The sequence below is a fragment of the Alteromonas sp. 5NW40-0090 genome (genome assembly GCF_057552975.1).
This window is the reverse complement of record NZ_BAAJLT010000008.1, coordinates 122,961-147,546: the sequence shown is the minus strand read 5'-3', so window position 1 is coordinate 147,546 and position 24,586 is coordinate 122,961. Positions and strand designations below refer to the sequence as shown.

Sequence of the window (24,586 nt, the reverse complement as noted above, 5' to 3'; positions counted from 1 at the left end):
CTTTATGTTTCACGCTAAAATACAAACCGTTTATTGTTTTATTATGGTATTTCTATCACCATACTATAGTAGCTCTTTGGTTTCGACCAACTAAAAAAGGCTGCTTCAATACGAATAATTAATAACCGCAGAAGCACCGGAGCTCAATTAAAGTATAGACAACTAGTAGCAAACCACTATTGATATTGAGCAAATAATTTTCATACTTTTGTATAAAATCAAAAGCATAGCTATAGTGAACTACTTTATCACCGCACCAACTACTGTTTAATGACAGTGTAACGACACGGTAAACTTCATTATGAGAAAAACGATTTCAACATACTCTCCTATCGCTGCGGCTGTAGCAGGGTTATTCATGCTGACAGCGTGCAGCAAAAGCGCTGACACAACACAAACTCAAACGGTAAAGCCTGACACCACTACAGAGCAAACCTTACTTGTTGATGAGTCTCGCTTGTCTATTTATCACGGCGTAGATCTTACCAGCGATTTGTCACACCTTAGTGACAATCAACACAAAATGCTTTCACTGTTAATTGATGCATCGAAAATCATGGACGACTTGTTCTGGAAACAAGCGTTCTTTGAAGATAAAGATGCATTTCTTTCATCAATTAGCGACGAAAAGGTCCGTCACTTTGCAGCGATAAACTATGGACCTTGGGATCGCTTAAATGGCGATACACCTTTTTTAAGTGGCTATGAAGACAAAGCGCTGGGCGCTGAGTTCTACCCCCATGATATTGAAAAAGAGGAATTTGCCACGGCAGATTTTGACGACAAGCAAGGCCTTTATTCCATAGTGAAGCGCGATGAAGCAGGTAAGCTGTATTCTGTGCCTTATTCTGAGGCCTTCAAGAGTGAGTTAATGAAGGCGTCTGACCTGCTTAAAAAAGCGTCAGAGCTAGTTGAAGACGAAAGCTTCAAGCAATATTTGCAACTGCGTTCTGAAGCTTTATTGTCAGACGATTACCTTGCTTCTGACATGGCGTGGATGGATATGAAGACCAATCCTGTTGAGCTGGTTATTGGTCCTATTGAAAGCTACGAAGATCAACTCTTTGGCTATCGCACAGCGTTTGAAGCCTATGTACTCATTAAAGATTTAGCATGGAGTGAAAAGCTTGCTAAGTACGCTGCATTTTTGCCTGAATTACAGCAAGGTCTTCCGGTTGCTGAGGCATATAAAGCGGAAATGCCAGGTTCTGATGCAGACCTTAACGCTTATGATGTTATTTATTATGCCGGTCACTCTAATGCAGGCAGTAAGACCATTGCGATTAACTTGCCCAATGATGAGCGAGTACAGCTAGAAAAAGGAACCCGTCGTCTGCAGCTTAAAAACGCAATGCGTGCAAAGTTCGATACTATTTTGGTGCCTATTGCGGATACGTTAATTGTACCAGAGCAACGTGAGCACATTACGTTTGACGCCTTTTTCGCGAACACCATGTTTCATGAAGTGGCACACGGTTTAGGGATTAAGAACACTCTAGATGGTTCGGGGACTGTGCGCGGGGCACTTAAAGAGCATGCGTCAGCTCTTGAAGAAGGCAAAGCGGATATTCTAGGTTTGTATATGGTACAAAGTCTTCTTGAAAAAGGTGAAATCACTGAAGGTACACTAGAAGATTATTACGTTACCTTCATGGCTGGCATTTTCCGTTCTGTGCGTTTCGGCGCAAGCTCTGCACACGGAAAAGCGAACATGATCCGCTTTAACTTCTTTGCCCAGCAGGGCGCCTTCGAGAAAACAGAAGACGGCATGTATCGCGTAAATATGCAGAAGATGGGCGCAGCAGTAGAAGCGCTATCTGAATTAATCCTTACACTACAAGGCGACGGTGATTACGACGGCGTGGCAAAGCTAGTAGAAACTATGGGTGTCATTAAACCCGATCTTGCTTCGGATTTAGCACGCTTAGAAGCAGCGAGTATTCCAGTTGATATTCACTTTAACCAAGGTAAAGAAGTGCTGGGACTTGCCAAGTAGTAACACGCTTAATTACCGCACTCGTTAAATAAAAATGCCGCCCTCGATAGTTATCTCAGGGCGGCATTTTTGTATTCTTATCTTTCCACGCTACTCTACGTGTTGTTTCATGTTTTCAGTATATGGAGGCCAGCCTAGCGGTTTGCCCGCCAATACGTGAAGGTGAATGTGATATACCGTTTGACCACCGTATTCATTACAATTCATAACCGTACGAAAGCCCTGGTCGGCAAATCCTTGCTCCTTGGCTATTTTTGCCGCAACAAATGACAAGTGCCCCACTACTTCGCGGTCTTCTTCGGTAATATCATTTACCGTTGCAATTTGCTTTTTCGGAATAACCAGAAAGTGAATAGGTGCTTGAGGATTAATATCTTTAAACGCCAGCGCCAATTCATCTTCGTACAATATGTCTGCTGGAATTTCTTTGCTGATAATTTTATCAAATATTGTTTCTGCCATGTCTCATGTCCCTTCCAATGAGGTCTTTGCCAAATGCACTAATGATGTTAAAAATTCACCCGCTAACTTAGAGGCTGTTGACCTTACTGTACATCAAGGTCAACAGGCACTAATAAATTCTAAGCGCTTTAGTTCAGCGCTAGGGCGCGATATTGAACGAAGATTAACACCCTTGTTTTTTACTTAAGCGAAAACAAACCATAGTAGTAATACGCCTAACGCTAAACGATAGATAACGAAAGGCAGCATGCCTATGCGCGATATCCAGCTTAGGAATAAATAAATACAAAGGTAGGCACTTACGAATGAAAACGCCGCGCCATAAAGCAGCGCATACCAGTCTACCGCTTCATTGGCTTTGAGTAGGTCAAGAGTAGCTAACAAACCCGCGCCCAAGATAACAGGTATAGACAATAAGAAGGAAAAGCGCGCACAGGCTTCGCGCTTGAGGCCTAACATCAAACCTGCGGTCATTGTAATACCTGAACGAGAAGTGCCTGGAATAAGCGCCAGCACTTGAGCCAACCCGATGTAAATGGCTTGCTTTAGCGTTAGCCCTTCTAGCTCTTGCTCACGTTTTGCAGTGGCATCGGCATACCATAGCAGCAGACCAAAAATGATGGTGGTGCCTGCTATTACCAGCGCCGTACGAGCATTTTCCTCTATCCAGCCTTTCATTAAAAAGCCAATAATAACCGCTGGAATAGTCGCCACAATTACGTACCAAGCAAGTTTGCTGTCGGTAGATTGTTGCTTGCTAAATCCTTGTGTTACCCATGCCACGGTCATCTGCCCTATTTCTTGGCGAAAATAAATCATTACCGCTAGAAGGCTTCCCACATGTACAGCAACGTCAAACGCCAATCCCTGACTTACCCACCCAAAAAGTTCAGCGGGCAACAATAAATGCCCAGAGCTACTAATGGGAAGAAACTCAGTAACGCCCTGAATAATTGCTAGAATAATAATTTCAAAAAGTGTCATTCCTTTGGTTAACTCCAAGTAAAGTCAATCGGCCATAATTGCTGTTTCTGTTTATCAAAGTTTTGCCACATTTGGGCATAGGTTTCTTGCGTTTCAGGGTGAATGTCGTTGGGAACAAGTTCAGCTAACGGCCAAAGCACAAACGCGTTGTAGCAAATCTCTTCGCGAGGTAAAACCACAGGGGTTGTGGTCACCTTACTATCATAGGTAAGCAAGTCGAGATCAAGGGTTCTGGCACAGAATTTTTTGTCTGTATGCACCCTGCCATTGTCTTTTTCAATGGCTTTAAGAATGGCGCACACCTCTTCTATACTTTTTGATGTCGTCGCCCGAGCAGCCGCGTTATAAAAAGGGCTTCCATTGAAGCCCACCGCTTCGCTCTCGTAGACCGAAGACACTGAAACATCTGAGAAGTGCTGCTTCAGGGCAACTAAAGATTGCTTGGTGTAATGCTCACGTTCAATATTAGAGCCAATGCTGATTAAGATGGTATGTTGTGACATCAATTGCGCTCTTTACGCATTTCGACAGCAACCGTTTGCGCATTGGGAAGGATATTAGGCTTAACAATTTTAAGCGTTATTGACGCAACGGTGAAATTATCAAGAACGGCGTCCATCACTTTACTTCCGAAAGCCTCGAGTAGTTCAAACGTACTTTCTTTACCTACTTCCACGATGCACTCGGCTACTTTGGCATAATCTACTGTATCTGCAACATCATCGCTTTGCATCGCCGCGCTTAAGTCAACATCAAGTGTTACATCAAGAAGTAGCTGGGTGGTTCTTACTCGCTCCCAATCATAAACACCAATCAGGGTGTCTACTTCAAGCCCTGTTATATAAATTTTTCCCATGGAATTTTTTCATCTTGTCTGTTATCAAACCAGTTTATTGCCCTACTTTCCGGTTCCAATACTGGTCTTACTACTGCGCTTTCAACCACATATTGCTGGTAAACGGTGGTATATCGCGTTTGGATGGAGTAGCTTTACGCATGTGTGGCACAACTATACCGCTGTATGACAACTGGGGGCAACCAAGGTTTGTAATTTAATAGAGCACAAGCCTTTAACCTCCTACAAAAGAAGTGAAACCTGAAAGGTCGTGCTTCTAAAACGCTTTTGATAATTAGAATGAAAAAATGATTTCGCTAACGCTTTTAATGGCTGCTGTTGCCTACCTCTTCGGTTCACTATCAAGTGCAGTGGTTATAAGCCAATTATTTGGTTTACCGGATCCGAGAACCGCCGGCTCTAAAAACCCTGGAGCAACTAACGTATATCGCTTGGGTGGTCGTATTCCTGCGCTACTGGTGCTTGTTATGGATATTTTGAAAGGCACCATTCCCGTTTACGGAAGCTACTTTTTGGGCATAGAACCAATTATGCTTGGCATAATTGCTATTTTTGCGTGTTTAGGCCATATCTTTCCGCTTTATTTTGGTTTCAAAGGCGGTAAAGCCGTCGCTACCGCCTTTGGTGCCATGCTGCCTATTGGGCTGGATTTAGCAGGTTTGCTTATTCTAAGCTGGGTAGTGGTGGTTTTTCTAACCGGCTATTCTTCCCTCGGTGCGCTCATTGCGGTGTCGCTTGCGCCGCTTTTCACATTTTTAATTAAGCCTTTGTACACTGTGCCCGTGGCAATGCTTTCGCTGCTTATCATTCTACGCCACAAAGACAACATTGGCCGTCTTTTAGCAGGCAATGAAAGTAAAGTATGGGATAAGGGAAAAGTTAAAGAGTAAGCGCCTTTTCCAGCACATCTAACTTACCATCTATCGGCGTAACCGGAGTAACCCCCAATATTTTAGCCAACGCAGGGTAAACCTCCAGGTTGCTAAACACAGGTAGGGTGGTATTCGTTTTAAACGCAGGTCCCACTGCAACAAACGTCGCCCCCATATCAGGCAGCGTGTTCATGTAGCCATGCCCACCTTTGCTAATATGCATGCTGTTGGCGTTTTTAAAGCGTGCTGGTGGGGCTATCTCAATAATGATATCGCCGGTTCTATTTCCCACTTCCATATGTCGCTCAGCGCGCTGGGTATCGTTAAGCACAATGTAACGGTTTTCGGCTATATGGGTGAGACGTTCTATTTCTTCAGTGATTTGTTTATCGTGCACGCCGTCTTTGGCGTAAAGATGAACTTGCGCTCCTTCATTTTCAATAATGAAGCTATCAGGTATAGATAAAGACTCAACTTCTACAAGCAGATTTTCATCAATGGGTGTCATGCCGTGGTCCGACACCACCACCAAGTTTACCGGTAAATCCAATGCGTTAATGCGTTCATAAAGTTGACCAATAAGCGCATCCACTTCCTGCACCGCATCATTGGTTTTGTCGGCAAAAGGTCCTTCATCATGTCCAACCGAATCGGTAAGCGAGAAATAACCCGCAATAAAGCGAGGGCGCGACACCTCAGGTAATTTCAACCAAGTTATAATTTGATCTACCCGCTGCTGGTAATCGGCGTATTTAGAGTAGTGATAGAAGTAGCTAGGCAAGGTACCTGATATGCGTGAATCAGACTCTGGCCAGAAAAAGGTAGCAGCCTTCATCCCGTGGTATTCCACTAAATTCCATAGCGGTGTTGCTGTAATCCACGTGCTGTCCATTCCGCCATAACCTAGTTGATATTTTGCATAACCCTCTTTTGTAGGGCGGGATTTATCATAAAAACGGTTATTCACGATACCGTGATGTTTAGGAAGCAGCCCAGTGATCAAAGAAATATGGTTGGGAAAGGTATTCGACGGATAAACAGGGGTCATAGACGAGGCTCTTACCCCCTGCTTTGCAATGGCGCCAAGATGCTCCGCATTGTGTAACTCTATATAGTCGTGGCGAAATCCATCAAGAGAAATGAGCACGACATACTGACCTTGCTGCTCTTGCTTCGGGCCTTTTACAAAGTCATTCAAGGGTGCTTTGCTTGATGCAAATGCATTGGACGCAGTGAGCGCTGCAAAGGTAAGCGAAATAAATAACGACAGTGCTAAATAGGATAGCGGTGCATTTTGTTTTGTTCCGTCTGTTGCTAAGCGCATGGTTTTTAACGTCCTTACTCAATGTTCATTTTAGTAAAACAAAAGGCAATGGAATGCGCTCCCATTGCCTTTTATTTATGCTTTTTTGTTTTACCTGCTTGCTATGCTCAATATTTTCCCAGTGAACTTGGGGAAGACAGAGTAGTGTTTACAACGAGGTGTTGCGCCTAATTGCTGGCTTTTTATGAATACCTAAATCGCCGATAAAGTATCAAGGGGCCAGCGCGGCTTGGCTTGAGAAGACAAGGCCAAGGTTTCCCCAGCTTTCAAACGCTGCATGCCCGCATAGGCAATCATGGCACCATTATCTGTACAATACGCTAAGCTAGGATAAAACACCTCACCTTTTAGCTCTTGCATCAGGGCTTTCATCTCACTGCGCAACATTGTATTTGCACTTACGCCGCCAGCAATAACCAAACGCTTCATGCCAGTCTGCTTTAACGCTCGCTTACATTTTATAATAAGCGTATCAACGACGGCTTCTTGAAACGCGTAGGCAATATTCGCTTTTATTTGCTCAGCATCACCACCGGTTAGGTCAGCATCGCGAATGGTGTTTGCAGCAAAGGTCTTTAAACCACTGAAACTGAAATCTAGTCCTGGTCTGTCGGTCATCGGGCGAGGAAACTTATAGTGTCCCGCTTCTCCCTTTTCAGCCAATTTTGCTAAAAGAGGGCCGCCTGGGTAATCAAGGCCAAGCAACTTGGCGGTTTTATCAAAGGCTTCACCAGCGGCATCATCAATAGACTCGCCAAGTACTTCGTATTGGCCAATGCCTTCAACTTTAACCAACATTGAGTGGCCACCTGACACTAATAGCGCAACGAAGGGAAATTCCGGCGCGTCATCTTCAAGCATGGGCGCTAATAAATGCCCTTCCATATGATGAACGCCCACCGCAGGTACATTCCACGCATAGGCCAATGAACGCCCTACCGACGAACCCACTAATAACGCCCCCACTAAACCAGGACCTTGGGTAAAAGCAACGCCGTCGATCTCTGTTGGCTGGGTGTTAGCGTCTTCCATAGCCTTTTCGATTAAAGGAATGATCTTTCTCACGTGATCCCGTGACGCAAGTTCAGGCACAACACCACCGTAGTCGGCGTGCAGCTTTACTTGGCTATATAGTTCGTGCGACAGCAACCCTTTTTCATCGTCGTAAACGGCGATGCCAGTTTCGTCACAAGATGTTTCTATTCCTAAAATACGCATGGGGAGTAACCCTTTTACTACTAACTTCACTGCTTCGTTTTTGGATTTGCTGTCGTCTTTTTATCACAACACATGTTCATACAATTGTTGAGAGCCATAGTGACAAAGCTAATATCCAAAACTAAGAAAATAATTCTGGCGATCTGATGCGATCATCTTTATGATCCCGCCGCGATCATAACACTACCCTAGTCAGGATCATCCGGTTCAACACTTTTGATCACTCATTTTTCAAAAGGGAATTGAGCAAGAAAACATTCTGAAAAGGGCGCTTATATAAGCCGAGTTAAATAACACGGTGCTTAACGAGCGCAGAGTTTACCTTTAATCCTGCATTCATGGAATGCCAGTGAACTGGTAAATGAACGGTAAATGCACAATATTGGCTATTTTTTGGCAATTCATCCTTTACTTTCTCTGTAGATATGATTAGAATTTCGCACCATTTTTAACCCGGGTGGCCTTTTTAGCGCACAATTTTACCCGGATTTACACAGTAAAAGTTTTGAGGTGAGTGTTTAATGCCTATCGTTAAAGTTAGAGAAAACGAGCCGTTTGATGTGGCGCTGCGTCGTTTTAAGCGTTCTTGTGAAAAAGCAGGTGTTCTTTCTGAAGTTCGTCGTCGTGAATTCTTCGAAAAGCCAACTTGGGAACGCAAGCGCAAGAAAGCTGCCGCTAAGAAGCGTCATCTTAAGAAGCTAGCTCGTGAAAACGCACGTCGCGTAAAACTCTACTAATATAGGGTTAAGTAACGAGTCTGAAAGGTGTTGCAATTGCAGCACCTTTCGCGTTTCTGGGCCTTTATTTTTTTGGCCTTATTCTTAACGACTCCATTTTTTCCTTTTCAAAATGGTTGCATTTGATTTTCAACCTGGGGCTTAATAATAGCAGTCCGCATAGATCATTACCTTCTGAGTGGGCAATGATCTATGCGGGTTGGTACCAGCTCAATCTACTAATAAAAAATCAGGAAACATCATGGCACTAATTGATGATTTAAAAGCAGCGCAAAAAGATGCGATGCGTGCAAAAGAAAAAGTACGTCTTGGTACTATTCGCATGGCAATAGCTGCCATTAAACAAAAAGAAATCGATGAACAAATTACGCTAGACGACAGTGCAATCTTAGCAGTACTGACCAAAATGGTTAAGCAGCGCCAAGACGCGGCTGCGCAATTTGACGCAGCAAACCGCGACGACCTAGCTAGCAAAGAGCGTGAAGAAATCACTTACATTGAAGATTTCTTACCTCAGCCTTTGACTGACGATGAGCTAAATGCACTTATCGACGAAACCATGGCTGCGACCGGAGCATCGGGTATGCAGGATATGGGTAAAGTCATGGGCGCCTTGAAACCTAAGGTTCAAGGCCGCACCGACATGGGTGCTTTGAGTGCGAAAATTAAGGCGCGTTTGAACGCTTAAACTCTGCCCTTTCGTAAAAGTGAAGCGTGTAGAAGGTGTGCATTGTCACACCTTCATTGTTCTCATTTTTACACTTCCCTGTTACAGTAGATTACTGTTTTCATAATGTTGTAGCCTGTCGTTTAAAGCGCAGTTATAACTTGTGCTTTTCTCATTCTTTTTTAACTAACCTTTTTTTAACTAACTTTTGTTGAAAGTACCCTCATGGCTGGAAAGATACCTCGCGATTTTATAGATGACCTGCTGTCACGTACCGATGTGGTAGAAGTGGTAGATAGCCGAGTTAAACTTAAAAAAGCAGGTAAAAACTACCAAGCGTGCTGCCCTTTTCACAACGAAAAGTCGCCATCTTTCACTGTTAGTCAAGACAAACAGTTTTACCACTGTTTCGGCTGTGGCGCTCACGGTAATGCTATCTCGTTTATTATGGAATTCGACCGCTTAGAATTTGTCGAGGCGATTGAAGAGCTAGCCCGTTATCACGGACTTGAAGTTCCCCGCGAAAAAGGCAGTCGCCCTGCCATGAGCGAAGAGAAAAAGCAGCAACAGCAAGACGATTACGCGGTAATGGAGCAAGTTGCACGCTTTTTCCAGCATCAGTTACGTCAAAATGGTAACAGTAAGAAAGCCATCGACTATTTGAAAAACCGAGGGTTAAGCGGCGACATCGTTAAACAATGGGAAATTGGCTACGCGCCAGACAGCTGGGACGCGCTGCTAAATACCTTCGGCAAAGATCCACAGCGCATCAAGCAACTGGTCGATTTAAAGCTGGTCAATAAAAACGACCAAGGACGTACCTACGACTTCTTCCGCGACCGCATTATGTTTCCTATCAGGGACAAACGGGGTCGTGTAGTGGGTTTCGGGGGCCGAGTACTGGATGACGGCGGCCCTAAATATTTAAACTCGCCGGAAACGCGTATCTTCCACAAAGGCAGTGAGCTCTTTGGCTTTTATTCTACCAGACAAAAAAACCGTAGCCTTGATACCGTCGTTATTGTAGAGGGCTATATGGACGTAGTGGCGCTCAGTCAGTTCGATATTAATATTGCTACTGCTGCGCTAGGTACAGCTACCACACCTGAACATATTCAAATGCTGGTTCGCGCTACGTCTCATATTGTGTGCTGTTATGATGGCGACCGCGCAGGCCGTGAAGCGGCTTGGCGCGCCTTAGAAAACGCCTTACCCGCATTAAAAGATGGCGTGCGTATTTCGTTTTTATTCCTACCCGATGGCGAAGACCCCGACACTATGGTGCGTCAGGTGGGCAAAGATGCCTTTATGGACATGCTTAATGACGCTATGCCGTTATCCCGCTTTTTCTTTGAAAACTTATTAAAAACGCACAATGTGGGCACGCCGGAAGGTAAAATTGCCCTTAAAAAAGCGGCAATGCCGCTTATTGAGAGCACATTAGGTGATGATCAAAAGCAAATGTTGCTGGAAGAATTAGCCAAGCACACCGGCGAGTTCGATCGATTTAAACTTCAGCAAGATATCACCAAAGCCAATCAAGGTTCGAAGCAAGCTTATTCACCGAATCGCAATCAGGTAAACAAGCCTAAACTATCACCCCTTCGCATGCTGATACGCTTGCTACTTGATAAACCTGAATTAGCCACGCTATGTGAAGACGTTCAAATTGATATTTTCGCGGGCAGTAACGCAGCTGGCATGGATTTATTACGCGATGTGCATCGCTATTGCGTAAGTCACCCTCAAGCAAAAACCGCGCAGCTTGTTGAAAATTTCCGCGACCATCCCCATTCTTCTACTATCGCGAAATTATTGTTACAAGAACACTTGGTTAAAGACGAGGATGCTGAACGGGTTTATAACGACAGCTTCGCTCGCTTACTGGACGGGCATTTCGATAGCCGCATTGAAACCTTAATTTCACGCTCGCGGGTTCAGCCGCTAACACAGGCGGAAAAACAGGAACTGAACCTACTTATGAGGGAAAGACAGAAGAGTTAACCTTGGGCAAACTGACCTAGAGGTTAGCCTGTTTTTCTGTAGGCTTTTACATAAGGCGATTTTAAACGCTTATGTTAATGAGTTTGTATTAAGGAATTTATTTAAGCAAGAATACGCGCTGTGATTATGCGCAGTTTTGTAGCTCAAAAACACTGGCTAAAAAATCGGCCATCAATCTGGTAAAACCACCGCTTATTCTGCTATACTGGCTAATTCGCTGTGGGCACAGATAAACGTGTCTCGTTCACGATAAAGTGAACAAAAATGCAGCAGCACGAGTAGCAAAGATATAGCCGAACATAACGGGCAGATCCGAACCCGAGCAGATGTGCATCGCAACATAATGGTATAGACCAGCGTGGCATCGAGCATTAACGGCCTTGATACAAAAGCAGTACTACAGCAGAACGGGGAACATACCTTTGTGTATGTTGTCTTTTCTATTGCTAACTAATTGAATGTGAGAAGTGTAGGTTATATGGCGCAAAGCAAGCAGTCTCAGATTAAACTCCTGATTGCAAAAGGTAAAGAGCAAGGTTACTTAACCTTTGCAGAAGTAAACGACCACCTGCCGCAAGATATTGTCGATTCTGATCAAATCGAAGACATAATCCGCATGATTAACGACATGGGAATTCAAGTTTCTGAATCAGCTCCTGATGCAGACGAACTTCTCATGCAAGAAGCGAATGCTGATGAGGATGCTGCAGAAGCGGCAGCTCAGGCGCTCGCTACTGTAGAAAGTGAAATTGGCCGTACGACTGACCCAGTTCGCATGTACATGCGTGAAATGGGTACGGTTGAACTTCTTACTCGTGAAGGCGAAATTGAAATCGCTAAGCGAATTGAAGATGGTATCAATCAGGTACAATGTTCAGTTGCTGAATACCCAGAAGCCATCACTTATCTATTAGACCAGTGGGATCTATACGAAGCAGAAGAGATTCGCTTGAGCGACATCATCTCTGGCTTTGTTGATCCTAACGACGAGCAAGACCTTGCTCCAACGGCTACTCACGTTGGTTCTGAGTTATCTGAAGAAGAATTAGATGATGAAGACGACGATGAAGATGACGACGATAGCGACGAAGACGATAGCGGTGTTGACCCAGAGTTAGCTCGTGAGCGATTCACTGAGCTTCGTGAGCAATATCTTAAAACTCGTGAAGTTATCGAGAAGAAAGGCCGTGCTCATGCTGACTCTCGCACGCAAATTAATGCACTAAGCGATGTTTTCAAAGAATTCCGCCTAGTTCCAAAACAGTTCGACCGCATGGTTAAAAACATGCGTGAGATGATGGACAAAGTGCGTATTCAAGAACGTCTAGTGATGAAGTTCTGTGTTGTTAACGCAAAAATGCCGAAGAAAGACTTCATCAAAGCATTTGCGGGTAACGAGACGTCTAACGCGTGGTTACACGAAGCAGTTAAATCAGGTGCTCCATACGCCGCTGACCTTGCTGTAAACCAAGAAGAAATTGAACGCTGTATTAGCAAAATGAACCAAGTTGAGCAGGAAACTGGCTTGGTGATCGCAGATATCAAAGACATCAACCGTCGCATGTCAATCGGTGAAGCGAAAGCACGCCGCGCGAAGAAAGAAATGGTTGAAGCTAACTTACGTCTTGTTATCTCAATTGCTAAGAAGTACACCAACCGTGGTCTTCAATTCCTAGACCTTATTCAAGAAGGTAACATTGGTCTAATGAAGGCGGTGGATAAGTTCGAATACCGTCGTGGTTATAAGTTCTCAACTTATGCAACGTGGTGGATTCGTCAGGCGATTACTCGCTCTATTGCTGACCAGGCGCGTACTATCCGTATCCCTGTTCACATGATTGAGACGATCAACAAGCTTAACCGTATCTCTCGTCAAATGCTTCAGGAAATGGGTCGTGAGCCTACCCCTGAAGAGTTGTCAGAGCGCATGTTAATGCCTGAAGACAAAATTCGTAAGGTACTTAAAATTGCTAAAGAGCCAATCTCGATGGAAACCCCTATCGGTGATGATGAAGATTCACATCTTGGCGACTTTATCGAGGACAGCACGATTATTCAGCCCCTCGACTCAGCAACTGGCGGTAGCCTAAAGGATGCAACGCAGGAAGTACTAGCAGGCCTGACCGCCCGTGAAGCAAAGGTACTTCGCATGCGCTTCGGTATCGACATGAATACCGACCACACCCTAGAAGAAGTAGGTAAGCAGTTTGACGTAACCCGTGAGCGTATTCGTCAAATTGAAGCGAAAGCACTTCGCAAGCTTCGCCACCCTAGCCGCTCTGAGCAGCTACGCAGCTTCTTAGACGAATAGAAAAAGCATTACTTTAAAATAAAAATCCCCGGCCTTAGCTGGGGATTTTTTTATGCCTTTCTTTTATCTTTAGGTAACAGAAAACACAGCCTTTGATCTGTTAGCTAAACCCACAAAAAAGCCTCCATACGGAGGCTTTCAATTCATGTTTATTGATAAAGCTATCGCTTACACTCTAAATTGCTTAGCAATGGATTCAAGGTGCTGCGCAAGGTCAGCAAGCTCATTACACATACTGCCTAATTCACCTGAACGGCTCGCCGTTTGCTCAGTGCGCTGATGAATTTCATCAACGTGACGTACAATATCCACTGCTACCGTGCGCTGGTCTTCGGTATTGTGCGCAATTTGCTCGTTCATTTGATTGATGCGCCCAATAGTACTGGTAATGGTTTCTAAGCTACTTCCCGCTTTGTTGGCTGTTTCAACGCTGCTTGTTGCTTGCTCAGTACCACGTGACATCACTTCTACTGCTGAGTGTGCTGCGCTTTGAAGCTGTTCGATGGTGCTTTGAATTTCTTCCGTAGACTGTTGAGTACGAGACGCTAGCGTTCTCACTTCATCTGCGACTACCGCAAAGCCTCTACCCTGCTCACCCGCTCTTGCAGCCTCAATAGCGGCATTCAGTGCTAGCAAGTTAGTTTGCTCTGCAATACCTTTAATTACATCTAGCACCGAGCCCACTTTATTAGAATCAGACTCTAAGCGTGCAATAACATCTGCTGTTTCACGAACGTTCTCAGCAAGTTGCTGAATACTGGTTACAGTTTGCTGTACAATTTGACGACCTTCACTCGCCGCTGTTGTCGCTTCGTTAGCGTCACTGGCCGCCTGCGCTGCGCTATGTGCAACACCGTCAACAGAGCCACTCATCGTATCTACCGCACGCTTAGCATTGGTTGCAGACTTTTGCTGTACATCAATGGTGCGCTGGGTTTCTTCCGTTACACCGCGTAAGTTCTGCGCTAGGTTTGATAGTGGTAAACTCGCTTCTACCACATCACGCACTACGCCTTGCAGTTTGTCCATAAATTGGTTGAACCAATACACCAACTCGCCAATTTCATCTTCGCTTTTGGTTTCTATGCGAACCGTTAGGTCACCGTTTTCTTGAGCAATATCTTTAAGGGAACGAACCACATCATCAATACTTTGCTTAATGCCGCGAACAATAGGTACCGCTGTTCCAAACAGCAGTATAGTCACAACAACGGCTAAAATGACGCCTGTGCTAATTAACGAGGTATTGGCACTGTCTGTGTTTTTAAATGCTTCTTCAAATGCCGCCTGTTGAGCATCACGAAATTGAGACATCGCAGCGATGGCACCATCGTATGACTGATTCATTTGGGCTGAGAGTTCGCCTAAACGACTGAAGTCGGCAGTGCCGTTGACCATAGACTGTGATACGTCGTAGGCAACATCGAAATAATTATCAAAGCCTGAGGAGATGCGGGAAATTTCACTACGAAATTCAGGGCTAATAGAAGCAATTTGGTTTAAGCCGCTTTTTGCTTCTTCGGCGAGCTCTTGCGCCATGGTAAGGGTGTCTTGATCACCAGTGGTCACTGCGCTCGCAAGGGTATCGCGAACCTTTTGCATATCAACTAAGGTCGATGCCGATAGTTGAAGGGCAGGAAATTGAACTTTCTGAACTTTTTCTAATGTTGCACCGTTGTTGAGCGCGGTATAAACAGTGATAAGTAAGTAAATAACAAAACTTAGCGCTGCGATCCCCGGTATGAGGAAGATCTTTGTCGCAATAGGCATTTTTTTAAGAAAGTTCATCCGCTATCCCACTGTTTTTATAATTACTTAACTACGTTTCAGTTTTACCTGAAAAAAACATCATATCTAACTTATCTACCAAATAGCTAAAATCTTTAGTGAAATTTATGGCCCCGAATCAAGACGCGGGGCCATAACAAGCAGTTAGAACGTATAGTTCACGCCAACTTTAAGCAACGTTGCGTCGTTTAGATCGTTTAAATCGTCAGAGTACCAAGTTACGTCAGTTTTTAGCGCAAAGCCTGGCTCAACGTCGTAACGAAGACCTACAGTTACTGCAGATACTTCTAGTTCTTGTTGAGCAGCAATACCTGCCGCCGTTTGGTAAATACCCGGCGAGCCATTTGCGCCGTTCCAAGTAGCATCAACCACGGCATCACCTGTCGCAATCGTAGCAGGCAATGCAGCAATTAAACCTAGTTGAGTGCCATTATCCGCTTCTTCAACTTCGTAAGTAATATGTGGTGTAAACTTGCCAAAGCGCATACCCGCCGTAACGTACCATGCTTTATTATCGGCAATAACAGAGCCATCAACTTCTGTTTGGGTAAATTCTGCACCCACAAACCAATCGTACTTATCGATATCAACAGCCACTTCAAAGAAGGTACCTGTATCTTCGTTTACACTTAGGCCTTCAGCGGCTAAAGACGCCGCAGGAATAAAGGCACCATATTGATTTAAACCACCAACAAATGTGTCAAAGTCAGCATTCGCAGCACTTGTTTTACCACGTGCTAGCAAAGTACGCGCACTGAACCAATCACGTGTTGCTTCAAATGAAACAGCGACCACGTTTTCCAATTCTAACGCAGCAGGCGTTCCTGAAATGGTGGTATCAGCCTCAACACGACCAACGGTAAACTGTGCACCATATTCCCAGTCACCTGAGTAGTTCATGTAGTCAACACGAACACCGTCAATGTTGTTAAAGTCAATGCCATATACAGCATCTGGTGGTGTTAGCCAGTGATACGAGTAACCGATATCTAATGACGCAGAGTACTTAAATAAAGGCATGCGAAGACGCCCTGCACTAATGTTGAAGTTATTATTCAACACGTAGGTCATGTATGCCCATTCAAAATCAGCGTCGTAATCTTCACTGCCTCGGCCAACCAACTGGGCGGTCGCAGAGAGCTTATCGCTTACATCGCCACGAACCTGAAGGCCAAAAACACTTGCAGGGTCGAAACTAAAATCACTGTCGTAGCCGTATACCGACTCATCATCATCAAGCGTTATGCCGCCAATAAGGTTTGCAAAGCCGTTAATTTGAACATCGGCTAATGCTGGTGTAGCCAAAAGACCTGCAATAGATAACATAGCTAATTTGGTTTTCATGCGTATTCCTTAAATTCTTTGTATTAACGGTAAGTTAAAAGGTGGCGACAACACGAACGCTATCGTTAACAGCGCCTGCGTCTACGTAACCTATTGCACCTGGGTTCCCTGCTACCGCAGAAATTACGTCTGCGTCACTACCCAAAGCTTTTGGTGGCTGACCCTTACCAGTAAACACTAGTTTTGACCAAAACGCGGTAAGCTGCGCCGCAGTCTTATTTAATACTTTGCCGTTAAATTCATCGGTGGCGGATTGGCCTTCAGCCAGTGCAACAGGCTCTGCTTGTGTACCGCTAGGAAAAGCTTTTGCTTTATTCAAGAAAAGTCGGCTAATGCTATCTTTATCTAAAGCATCTCCATTGCTGGGATGCACGATGACTGCTACATCAGCAATCGCAACGTTGCAGCATAGTCCTGCTGCAAGTATCCATTTTTTCATCATATGTCCTCTGGAGTCTGTGTGAATGCTAGCTCATCGCTCTTTACTTTCGATGGAGACGCTAAAAACGACTTTTGCGTATTTGAGCGATTAAAAGCAAACATATGCTTGAGTGTCCGAACATTTACAACGATGTAATTATTGGTCACAAATGCATTATTCGCCACTTTGAGCTCTAAATTTTTACTTTATATAAATTAATAACTTATATAAGCAGTGTAGAATGTCGCGCAGTGTAGATGACGTAGAAAGTTAGACAACTATACAATTGTCTAATACATACTTTTGGCGCTTATAAACGCCGATAAGAAAATTAAATTCGATACGAAAAAAACAAAATTTACCAATAAAAACAGCAATTTAAAAAATAAAGACATGATAATAGAAGTGATGGCAAATCATATTATGGTATAAAAAAAAATACCTAGCATTTTTAAACTCACACCAACATGCGCTGGCGAGAGTTTAAAAGAAGACCAATAGCCTGTTACCAAATTCCTCTTATCCACCTTTTTTATAAGGAATCGTTTTTTCTAATGCTTTAATTTCATTGGTTCGCTGCATTGGAGAGCCCGTATTTCTTGCAAACCAGCTATAGGCTGTGGGCACAACGTATAGGGTCATAAATGCCGAAACAAGCACGCCTGAGAATATCACCATACCAATCACCATTCGGCTCTCAGCGCCAGGCCCTGAAGCTAGGACCAAAGGCAAAGAGCTAAACACGGTTGTAAACCCTGTCATAACGATAGGCCGTAGGCGCTGGGCGGCTGCTCGCTTAAGTGCTTGTTCAAACTCCATACCAGCGTCGCGAAGTTGATTAGCAAACTCCACTATCAGAATACCGTTTTTGGCAGCAAGTCCGATGAGCATAACCAAACCAATTTGACTGTAGATATTGATAGTCATATTGCTGAAAAACAGCCCAATGTAGGCACCAACCAAGGCCAACGGCACGGTGAGCATAATAACTAACGGGTGCACCCAACTCTCAAACTGCGCTGCTAATATTAAATAAGTCACAGCAAGCGCCAGCATGAAGACATAAATAAATGAATTCCCCGCTTCTTGATACAGTTGTGACTCGCCTTTGTAATCAATAGATACATTATCAGGCAATTCAGTGGCGACAATATCTTCTAAGTAGGCTAGCGCTTCACCCAAGGTGTAACCGTCTACTAAATTTGCTGATATTGTCACAGCGCGCATTCGGTTATATCGATTGAGCTGCGCAGACGTAGCTTGCTCTTCAAACGTTAACAAGTTATCCATGGGAATGAGTTCACCAGTGCGAAATGAGCGAACATATAAATTTTCTATGCTGTTAGGGCTTCTGAAGTCTTCCTCTATGCCTTCCATGATGACATCGTATTCCTCACCTCTATCGAGGAAAGTCGACACCCTACGCTGTCCTAGCATCACTTCTAACGTACTACCAATATCACTAATTGATACGCCCAGGTCTGCTGCCCTGTCGCGATTTATATTTACTAACAGCTGTGGCGAGGTTTCTTTATAGTCAGAGTCTAGCCTAATCAGTCCAGGGTTTTGCGCGGCCTTTTGTATTACTGTGTCGCGCCATTCAACCAGGTTCTCGTAGGTGTCACCTTGTAATACAAACTGAACAGGACGACCTAGCCCACCTCCCGAAATACCGCTACGCATAATCGCAAAAGCACGAACGTCAGGCACACTGTTGAGTTTGGCGCTAATTTCGTCCATTAAAGAAAATGTACTAAAATCTCGTTCATCCCAGTCTGCCGAGCCAACTATCGCAATCCCTGCATTGCCACCAAAACCTGGCGTTCTTACTAGTAGGCGATTAATTTTACCACTCTCGCGGTAAGGCATTAGAACGCTCTCAATTTGCTCTAGGTTCCTAGCATTACTTTCAAAACTCGCGCCCTCTTGCGCATTCATTAAGATAAAAAAATTGCCTCTGTCTTCTTTAGGCACAAACTCACTTGGCACTTTCTCAGAAAGCTGAACCAAGGCTACAACCGCAATTGCTAGTAAAAGTAACATTAGAATGGGTTGATGGAGTGTTTTGCCTAGCGTATTAAAATAGCCTGTTTCTAGCTGTGTAAACCGCTTGTCCATCCAACTACCAAAGCCAGAAGAACGGGGGCGCTTTTTGAGTATTTTTGACGCCATCATGGGGGATAGCGTGAGAGCAGTGAAACTTGAAAATGCCACTGCTGCAGCAATGGCCAACGCAAACTCGGTAAATAGTCTGCCAATATTCCCTTCAAGAAATACGAGAGGCACAAATACAGAAATCAGTACCAGCGTGGTAGCAATGACGGCGAACCCTACCTCTTTTGCACCTCGATAGGCTGCCAAAATAGGCGGCTCTCCCATTTCTATACGTCGATAGATGTTCTCAAGCACAACAATAGCGTCATCCACCACAAGGCCAATGGCTAATACCATAGCAAGTAGCGTTAGTAGGTTAATTGAGAAGCCCAGCGCATACATCACAATAAATGCGGCGATAATAGAGACGGGCACAGTGACCGCGGGGATAAGCGTTGCGCGAATATTTCCCAGGAAAAGGTAAATCACGATAACTACCATTAGCATTGCGATAGCCAGTGTCTCATATACTTCGTCAATCGACGCTTCGATAAATACCGACGAATCGTAGCTTGGCACAATAAAAATATTATCTGGCAAGGTAGCTTCTATTCTTTCAATTTGCGCTTTCGCTGCGCGGGCTACTTCAAGTGTGTTTGCTTTTGATTGCTTGATAATACCAAGCCCTATCATGTTAACGCCATCGCCACGAAACTCGGTTTCGTCATCTTCGGCGGTTAACTTAACATTAGCAATTTCACCAAGTCGCACTAGATAACCGTTGTCTCCTACGGCAACCGTTAGCGCAGCGAAATCGTCAGGTGTTAGAAAGGTGCGTGCTACGCGAACTTCAAAGTTGCGGTCTGTACTTTCTACTTCACCTGCTGGTAATTCTACATTTTCAGCACGTATTACTTGCTCTACATCACTTACGGTTATGCCTCTCGCTGCCATGGCATTGCGGTCTAGGAACACTTTCATGGCATAGCGTCTTCCACCGCCAATTTGTATGCGGGCCACGCCATCTACAATCGATAACCTGTCCACTAACACCCGCTCGGCGTAGTCCGTCAACTCCATAGTATTAAGGTTCGTGCTTCTAAGGTTGTACCACACCACGGCACTTTCATCTGAGTTCGCTTTCGATACTTCTGGAGGATCGGCTTGGTCTGGCAGGTTATTAAGTGCGCGACTTACTCGCTCGCGTACATCATTAGCTGCTGCATCGATATCTCTAGAAAGTTTAAATTCGATGGTAATGTCTGAACGACCATTACGAGACGTGGATGTAACGTTTTTAATCCCCTCAATACCTGAAATTCTGTCTTCTAATAGCTGGGTAATTCGGGTTTCCACTATGTTCGCAGAGGCGCCCGTGTAGGTTGTACTTACCGATACAATAGGCGGGTCGATGTCTGGGTATTCACGCAAACTCAGCATAGAAAAAGCGACGATACCAAAAATAATCAGCAGCAGATTGATTACGGTTGCAAAAACCGGGCGCTTCACAGAAACGTCTGACAATAACATGACTGCGTGCCTCCTAGCGATTTAACACGTTAACTGGAGACTGATCGCGCACGCGAAGTGTGCCTTCGGTTATCACTTCGTCACCTTCATTCAACCCGCTAACAATTTGCACTAGCCCTGGGCGTCGTTCGCCTATTTTCACTTCTGTTTGATGGGCAACATCATCTTTAACCACATAAACATATTGCTTATCTTGCACTGGAACCAATGCTTTTTCCGGTAAAACTAAGGCGTTAAGCACACGTTTTTCTACCACTACGGTAAGCAACATACCCGGGCGAAGGCGCCCGTCTTGATTGTCAATGGTTGCGCGAACACGAATGGAGCGACTAATAGGGTCTAGGCGTGTGTCGATATTAGTGATTTTTCCCGTAAATGCTTCGCCAGGATAAGCCACTGAGGATGCACTAACCGGCTGCCCTTTGGCTACGCTTGCAAGGTGATTTTCAGCGACGCTGAAGTCAACTTTGATGAGACTAATGTCATCTAAACTAGTAATAGTATCGCCGGGCTGTACTAGTGAACCAATGCTGATTTCACGGTTGCCTAAAAACCCACTAAATGGCGCGCGAACTTGGAGGTCATTAAGCTGAGCCAAGGCAATATCTAACTGAGCTTGTAACGCTTTCACTCGGGCTTGTTGTTCGTCGAGAAGCTGCTCAGAAGTCGCATTTGACTGACGCAGGTCGGCTATACGAGTAAACTGACGTTTAGCCTCATCAATGTTTGCTTTGAGCTCTTCAACTCTAGCGCGCTCTTCGGTGTTATTGAGCTGCACCAGAAGCTCGTCTTCTACGACTTTATCGCCATCGTTAAAATTTATAGCCTTTACCGTATCGGTAACTTGTGCAGTGATATTTACCGACTCGTTCGCGGTAGCCGTACCGAGTGATTCGATAGTAATAGGAAATGCTCGAGACGACACAACCCCTGTTTTCACAGGTGTGGCTCTTACGCCGGCGTTATTTTTACTTTCTTCCTGAGGCATATTTAAATATGCCACGACGCCAGCAAGTAGCACCACGCCTAGTAACAAGGGTGATAACGATAATCGTAAAGACATAACCTTTCCTATTGGTAAAATAGTATTCCTTTGAGCATGAATTTTTTAAGCGCTCAATGGACACTCAAGTACACAAATTCGCTTAACGTTAAACGTGAGCGTTCCCAAACATTGTTTCGTGTACCGCGTTATTATTGTTTGTTGTGTTATTTTTATTTTTGCGTAGAGTCTGTGTGGTAAATATGATTGCTTTTAAAGCAATTACAAACAGACACTAGAGTATTTTACCCAAATCAATGGCCATCTTATTTCGCTTATCAGCTATATTTGCTGTTTTAACGCTTTTCGCATGTTCACAGCCCTTCCCCTCCTCTCCAATGTGTCGCGTTTCTGATGCGCTTTTATCGGAAAGCTTTCACTCTGGTGCAAGTACAAACATATCTCCTGTTGGCGCAGCCTGTTTGATAAAAACCGGCAAAGACGTACTCTTGGTAGAACACCGACTTTCTGGCAAATTAGACTTCCCAGGCGGGACCTTGGATGATAATGAATCACTTGCCTGTACTGCTCATAGAGAAACATGGGAAGAGACTGGGTTCAATGTAGAGGTTAGCGCGTATTTATCAACCACGTCTAATGGTTTGGTTCTATTTGGCTGCAATCTGGATGCTGGTATTGAGCGCCTTCCTGCGAGCTTCGATGCACCACATTGGGCAAAAATAGAGGTAGTAAGATTGGTAAAAGTAGATCCGTTTATGCTAGAGCACGACGCATTGAGATTTGCTGACGATCTTATTCCCTTGCGCGATGGCTATACCCAATTCGATATAAAGCAGCGCTGACAAAGCATTGTTCATCGTTGCGGGTATTGGTAAATTGTCGCTATAAAACAAACAGGAGAAGTGGCTTGTTTTCACTCCCAACCTTAAGCCTAAAAGGCAAAGTCTCTGATCAAGAATGGCAAACTCGTGTCGATTTAGCTGCGTGCTATCGATTAGTTGCAGATATGCGATGGGGCGACCTTATTTACACGCATATTTCAGCCAAGGTACCGGGCACTGATCACTACTTGGTTAACGCCTTTGGCCTGACATTTGACGAGGTTACTGCCTCTAACCTGGTTAAAGTCGATTTAGAAGGTAACATCCTTGACGATACGCCTTACGGCATTAACCCTGCTGGCTTCACCATTCACAGTGCTATCCACGAAGTGCGCCACGATGCCCAGTGTGTTATTCATCTGCATACACTAGCCACAATCTCAGTCGCATCGGTTAAAGGCGGACTTAAGCCGTGGAGCCAGTATTCAATGTTTTCACTACCGTCACTGTCTTATCACAGCTACGAAGGTCTAGCCGTTGATGATAGTGAAAAGAAACGTTTGCAGGACGACCTCGGCGACACTAACCATATGCTTTTGCCTAACCACGGCGGTTTAACCCTTGGTCCCACCGTTGGCGACGCCTTTATGCGCTTTTACGATTTGCAGCGTGCGTGCGAAATTCAGCTTGCCTTGATGCAGTCTAATGAAGAGGTTATCGAGATACCGCAAAACATTATTGATGGCATATACGCACAGGCCAATGTGGTGCACAGCGGCGAAACGGGCGGACAAAAAGCATGGCCTGCCATGCTTCGCAAAGCTTACAAACTAGATCCAGGCTTTTGCGAATAATTTAGCTTAGTCAGCTAAACGCCAACTTATTTCAAACAGGAATTGTTAATACATTATGAAAGTCACCAAAGTAGAAATTTTTGATATCGAATGCCCTAAGCGCCCTCAGTGGAACCCAGTTTTCGTGCGCGTTTACACCGACGAAGGTATTACAGGTGTGGGCGAAGCAGGACTGGCTTATGATTGGGGTCACAGCGCCGCTGCACATATGATTAAAGAAATTGCCGAAGCCATGCTGATTGGCTTTAATCCTTTTCACACCGAACTACTGTGGTCGAGAATGCTGCGCGAAGGCTTTTGGGGATTAGGCGGCGGCCCAGTTATTTATGCTGCGATGAGCGCTATTGATACTGCACTTTGGGACATTAAAGGCAAAGCGCTTGGCTTACCGGTTTACGAATTACTGGGTGGCAAAACTAATGGCAAGCTTCGTAGCTACGCGAGCCAGCTTCAGTTTGATTGGGACAAAGAAGTAACCAAGCTTAACGACCCCGCTGACTATGCTCGCGCCACTGAAAAAGCACTTAAAGATGGTTACGATGCGGTTAAAGTTGACCCCATCGTTTACGATAAAGACGGCAACACCCATTTCGACAGAACCAAGCTGTTCACTAAGCCCGAGCTTAAACTTTTCAAAGCTCGTCTTCAGGCGATTAGAGACACAATGGGCGAAGATGGCGACATCATCTTTGAATGTCACAGCTTATTAGGTGCATCAACGGCTATCCAGCTGGGTGACATCGTTGAAGAAATTGGCTGTCTATATTACGAAGAGCCAGTGAATTACCTTAACTCAAAGCTTCACGACAAAGTAGCGCAGAACGTGAACGTGCCTATTGCGGGCGGTGAGCGCCTGTACCATCGCTGGGATGTACGCCCTTACCTTGAAGACCAATCTATTGATGTACTTCAACCTGACGTTGGCCTTTGTGGCGGTTTCACCGAAGCGAAAAAGGTGTGTGACTATGCCGACATTTACGATGTACGTATTCAGGCTCACGTTTGCGGAGGCCCCGTTGCGACAGCGGCAAGCCTACATTTAGAAACGGCCATTCCAAACTTCTTAATTCACGAGCACCATACCTACGCTATTAAAGACTGGAACCGTGAACTTTGCATTCAAGATCCTCAGCCAGTAAACGGCTTCATTGAAGCGCCTGACACACCGGGAATTGGTATCGATCTAAACGATGAGGTGGTTTATCGCTCGCCGCACATGACGGTAACTGAGCTTAAATAAAGCTGAAACCCAACGGGTTTATTGAAGGCAATAAACCCGAGGCGAGTTCAGCAGCTCAAC

20 protein-coding genes are annotated in these 24,586 nt (G+C 44.8%); 9 read left to right on the top strand and 11 right to left on the bottom strand.

The window, feature by feature from the left end:
- Positions 1 to 301: 301 nt before the first annotated feature.
- Positions 302 to 1,996: a dipeptidyl-peptidase 3 family protein gene (locus AC27KT_RS11590; protein ID WP_487130101.1), complete on the top strand. Its 1,695-nt coding sequence runs from the start codon at positions 302 to 304 to the stop codon at positions 1,994 to 1,996.
- A gap of 90 nt (positions 1,997 to 2,086) precedes the next feature.
- On the opposite strand, the gene AC27KT_RS11585 is transcribed toward AC27KT_RS11590, so the two are convergent.
- The 4 genes from AC27KT_RS11585 to folB all read right to left on the bottom strand — a co-directional run bounded on the left by AC27KT_RS11585 (position 2,087) and on the right by folB (position 4,298).
- The gene (locus AC27KT_RS11585; protein ID WP_136780480.1) at positions 2,087 to 2,458 is read right to left on the bottom strand and encodes a histidine triad nucleotide-binding protein; all 372 of its coding nucleotides are present in this window, start codon (positions 2,456 to 2,458) and stop codon (positions 2,087 to 2,089) included.
- Between the two features lie 183 nt (positions 2,459 to 2,641).
- Positions 2,642 to 3,442: an undecaprenyl-diphosphate phosphatase gene (locus AC27KT_RS11580; RefSeq protein ID WP_423077177.1), complete on the bottom strand. Its 801-nt coding sequence runs from the start codon at positions 3,440 to 3,442 to the stop codon at positions 2,642 to 2,644.
- A gap of 8 nt (positions 3,443 to 3,450) precedes the next feature.
- On the bottom strand, positions 3,451 to 3,945 hold the full coding sequence (gene folK / locus AC27KT_RS11575; RefSeq protein ID WP_487130098.1) for a 2-amino-4-hydroxy-6-hydroxymethyldihydropteridine diphosphokinase: 495 nt from the start codon (positions 3,943 to 3,945) through the stop codon (positions 3,451 to 3,453).
- Positions 3,945 to 4,298 (bottom strand): dihydroneopterin aldolase, encoded by a 354-nt coding sequence (gene folB, locus AC27KT_RS11570; RefSeq protein ID WP_487130096.1) that lies wholly within the window; start codon positions 4,296 to 4,298, stop codon positions 3,945 to 3,947. The genes folK and folB overlap by 1 nt, the downstream gene beginning before the upstream one ends.
- A gap of 287 nt (positions 4,299 to 4,585) precedes the next feature.
- Between folB and plsY the strand changes: the two genes are divergently transcribed.
- Positions 4,586 to 5,188, top strand: coding sequence for a glycerol-3-phosphate 1-O-acyltransferase PlsY (gene plsY, locus AC27KT_RS11565; protein WP_487130094.1), 603 nt, complete (start codon positions 4,586 to 4,588; stop codon positions 5,186 to 5,188).
- Here plsY and AC27KT_RS11560 read toward each other — a convergent pair.
- Both AC27KT_RS11560 and tsaD read right to left on the bottom strand, forming a co-directional pair.
- Complete coding sequence (locus AC27KT_RS11560) at positions 5,178 to 6,494, bottom strand: alkaline phosphatase family protein (RefSeq protein ID WP_487130092.1); 1,317 nt, start codon at positions 6,492 to 6,494, stop codon at positions 5,178 to 5,180. The two genes, plsY and AC27KT_RS11560, sit on opposite strands and share 11 nt — an antisense overlap.
- 192 nt (positions 6,495 to 6,686) lie before the next feature.
- Positions 6,687 to 7,712, bottom strand: coding sequence for a tRNA (adenosine(37)-N6)-threonylcarbamoyltransferase complex transferase subunit TsaD (gene tsaD / locus AC27KT_RS11555; RefSeq protein WP_487130281.1), 1,026 nt, complete (start codon positions 7,710 to 7,712; stop codon positions 6,687 to 6,689).
- Between the two features lie 521 nt (positions 7,713 to 8,233).
- On the opposite strand from tsaD, the gene rpsU reads away from it, so the two are divergent.
- The 4 genes from rpsU to rpoD all read left to right on the top strand — a co-directional run bounded on the left by rpsU (position 8,234) and on the right by rpoD (position 13,431).
- Positions 8,234 to 8,449 carry a 30S ribosomal protein S21 gene (rpsU, locus tag AC27KT_RS11550; protein ID WP_012517258.1) on the top strand — a complete coding sequence of 72 codons (216 nt, stop codon included), beginning with the start codon at positions 8,234 to 8,236 and terminating at the stop codon, positions 8,447 to 8,449.
- A 241-nt stretch (positions 8,450 to 8,690) separates the two neighbouring features.
- A complete protein-coding gene (locus AC27KT_RS11545; protein ID WP_487130090.1) occupies positions 8,691 to 9,137 on the top strand; it encodes a GatB/YqeY domain-containing protein in 447 nt (148 codons plus the stop codon).
- Between the two features lie 204 nt (positions 9,138 to 9,341).
- Entirely contained in the window at positions 9,342 to 11,120 is a 1,779-nt protein-coding gene (gene dnaG, locus AC27KT_RS11540) for a DNA primase (RefSeq protein WP_487130088.1), read from the top strand.
- 478 nt (positions 11,121 to 11,598) lie between these two features.
- A complete protein-coding gene (gene rpoD, locus AC27KT_RS11535) occupies positions 11,599 to 13,431 on the top strand; it encodes an RNA polymerase sigma factor RpoD (protein WP_014948265.1) in 1,833 nt (610 codons plus the stop codon).
- 168 nt (positions 13,432 to 13,599) lie between these two features.
- On the opposite strand, the gene AC27KT_RS11530 is transcribed toward rpoD, so the two are convergent.
- The 5 genes from AC27KT_RS11530 to AC27KT_RS11510 all read right to left on the bottom strand — a co-directional run bounded on the left by AC27KT_RS11530 (position 13,600) and on the right by AC27KT_RS11510 (position 21,671).
- A complete protein-coding gene (locus tag AC27KT_RS11530; protein WP_487130086.1) occupies positions 13,600 to 15,219 on the bottom strand; it encodes a methyl-accepting chemotaxis protein in 1,620 nt (539 codons plus the stop codon).
- A gap of 144 nt (positions 15,220 to 15,363) precedes the next feature.
- Positions 15,364 to 16,563: a topoisomerase IV gene (locus AC27KT_RS11525; RefSeq protein WP_487130084.1), complete on the bottom strand. Its 1,200-nt coding sequence runs from the start codon at positions 16,561 to 16,563 to the stop codon at positions 15,364 to 15,366.
- A 34-nt stretch (positions 16,564 to 16,597) separates the two neighbouring features.
- Positions 16,598 to 17,002, bottom strand: coding sequence for a type 2 periplasmic-binding domain-containing protein (locus AC27KT_RS11520; protein WP_487130083.1), 405 nt, complete (start codon positions 17,000 to 17,002; stop codon positions 16,598 to 16,600).
- Between the two features lie 501 nt (positions 17,003 to 17,503).
- Positions 17,504 to 20,608 carry an efflux RND transporter permease subunit gene (locus tag AC27KT_RS11515; protein WP_487130081.1) on the bottom strand — a complete coding sequence of 1,035 codons (3,105 nt, stop codon included), beginning with the start codon at positions 20,606 to 20,608 and terminating at the stop codon, positions 17,504 to 17,506.
- A 13-nt stretch (positions 20,609 to 20,621) separates the two neighbouring features.
- Positions 20,622 to 21,671 (bottom strand): efflux RND transporter periplasmic adaptor subunit, encoded by a 1,050-nt coding sequence (locus AC27KT_RS11510; protein WP_487130079.1) that lies wholly within the window; start codon positions 21,669 to 21,671, stop codon positions 20,622 to 20,624.
- 236 nt (positions 21,672 to 21,907) lie between these two features.
- Between AC27KT_RS11510 and AC27KT_RS11505 the strand changes: the two genes are divergently transcribed.
- The 3 genes from AC27KT_RS11505 to AC27KT_RS11495 all read left to right on the top strand — a co-directional run bounded on the left by AC27KT_RS11505 (position 21,908) and on the right by AC27KT_RS11495 (position 24,526).
- On the top strand, positions 21,908 to 22,453 hold the full coding sequence (locus AC27KT_RS11505) for an NUDIX hydrolase (protein WP_487130077.1): 546 nt from the start codon (positions 21,908 to 21,910) through the stop codon (positions 22,451 to 22,453).
- Positions 22,454 to 22,518: 65 nt separating this feature from the next.
- The gene (locus AC27KT_RS11500; RefSeq protein ID WP_487130075.1) at positions 22,519 to 23,286 is read left to right on the top strand and encodes a class II aldolase/adducin family protein; all 768 of its coding nucleotides are present in this window, start codon (positions 22,519 to 22,521) and stop codon (positions 23,284 to 23,286) included.
- A 55-nt stretch (positions 23,287 to 23,341) separates the two neighbouring features.
- Positions 23,342 to 24,526: a mandelate racemase/muconate lactonizing enzyme family protein gene (locus tag AC27KT_RS11495; protein WP_487130073.1), complete on the top strand. Its 1,185-nt coding sequence runs from the start codon at positions 23,342 to 23,344 to the stop codon at positions 24,524 to 24,526.
- The last annotated feature ends 60 nt before the right edge of the window (positions 24,527 to 24,586 follow it).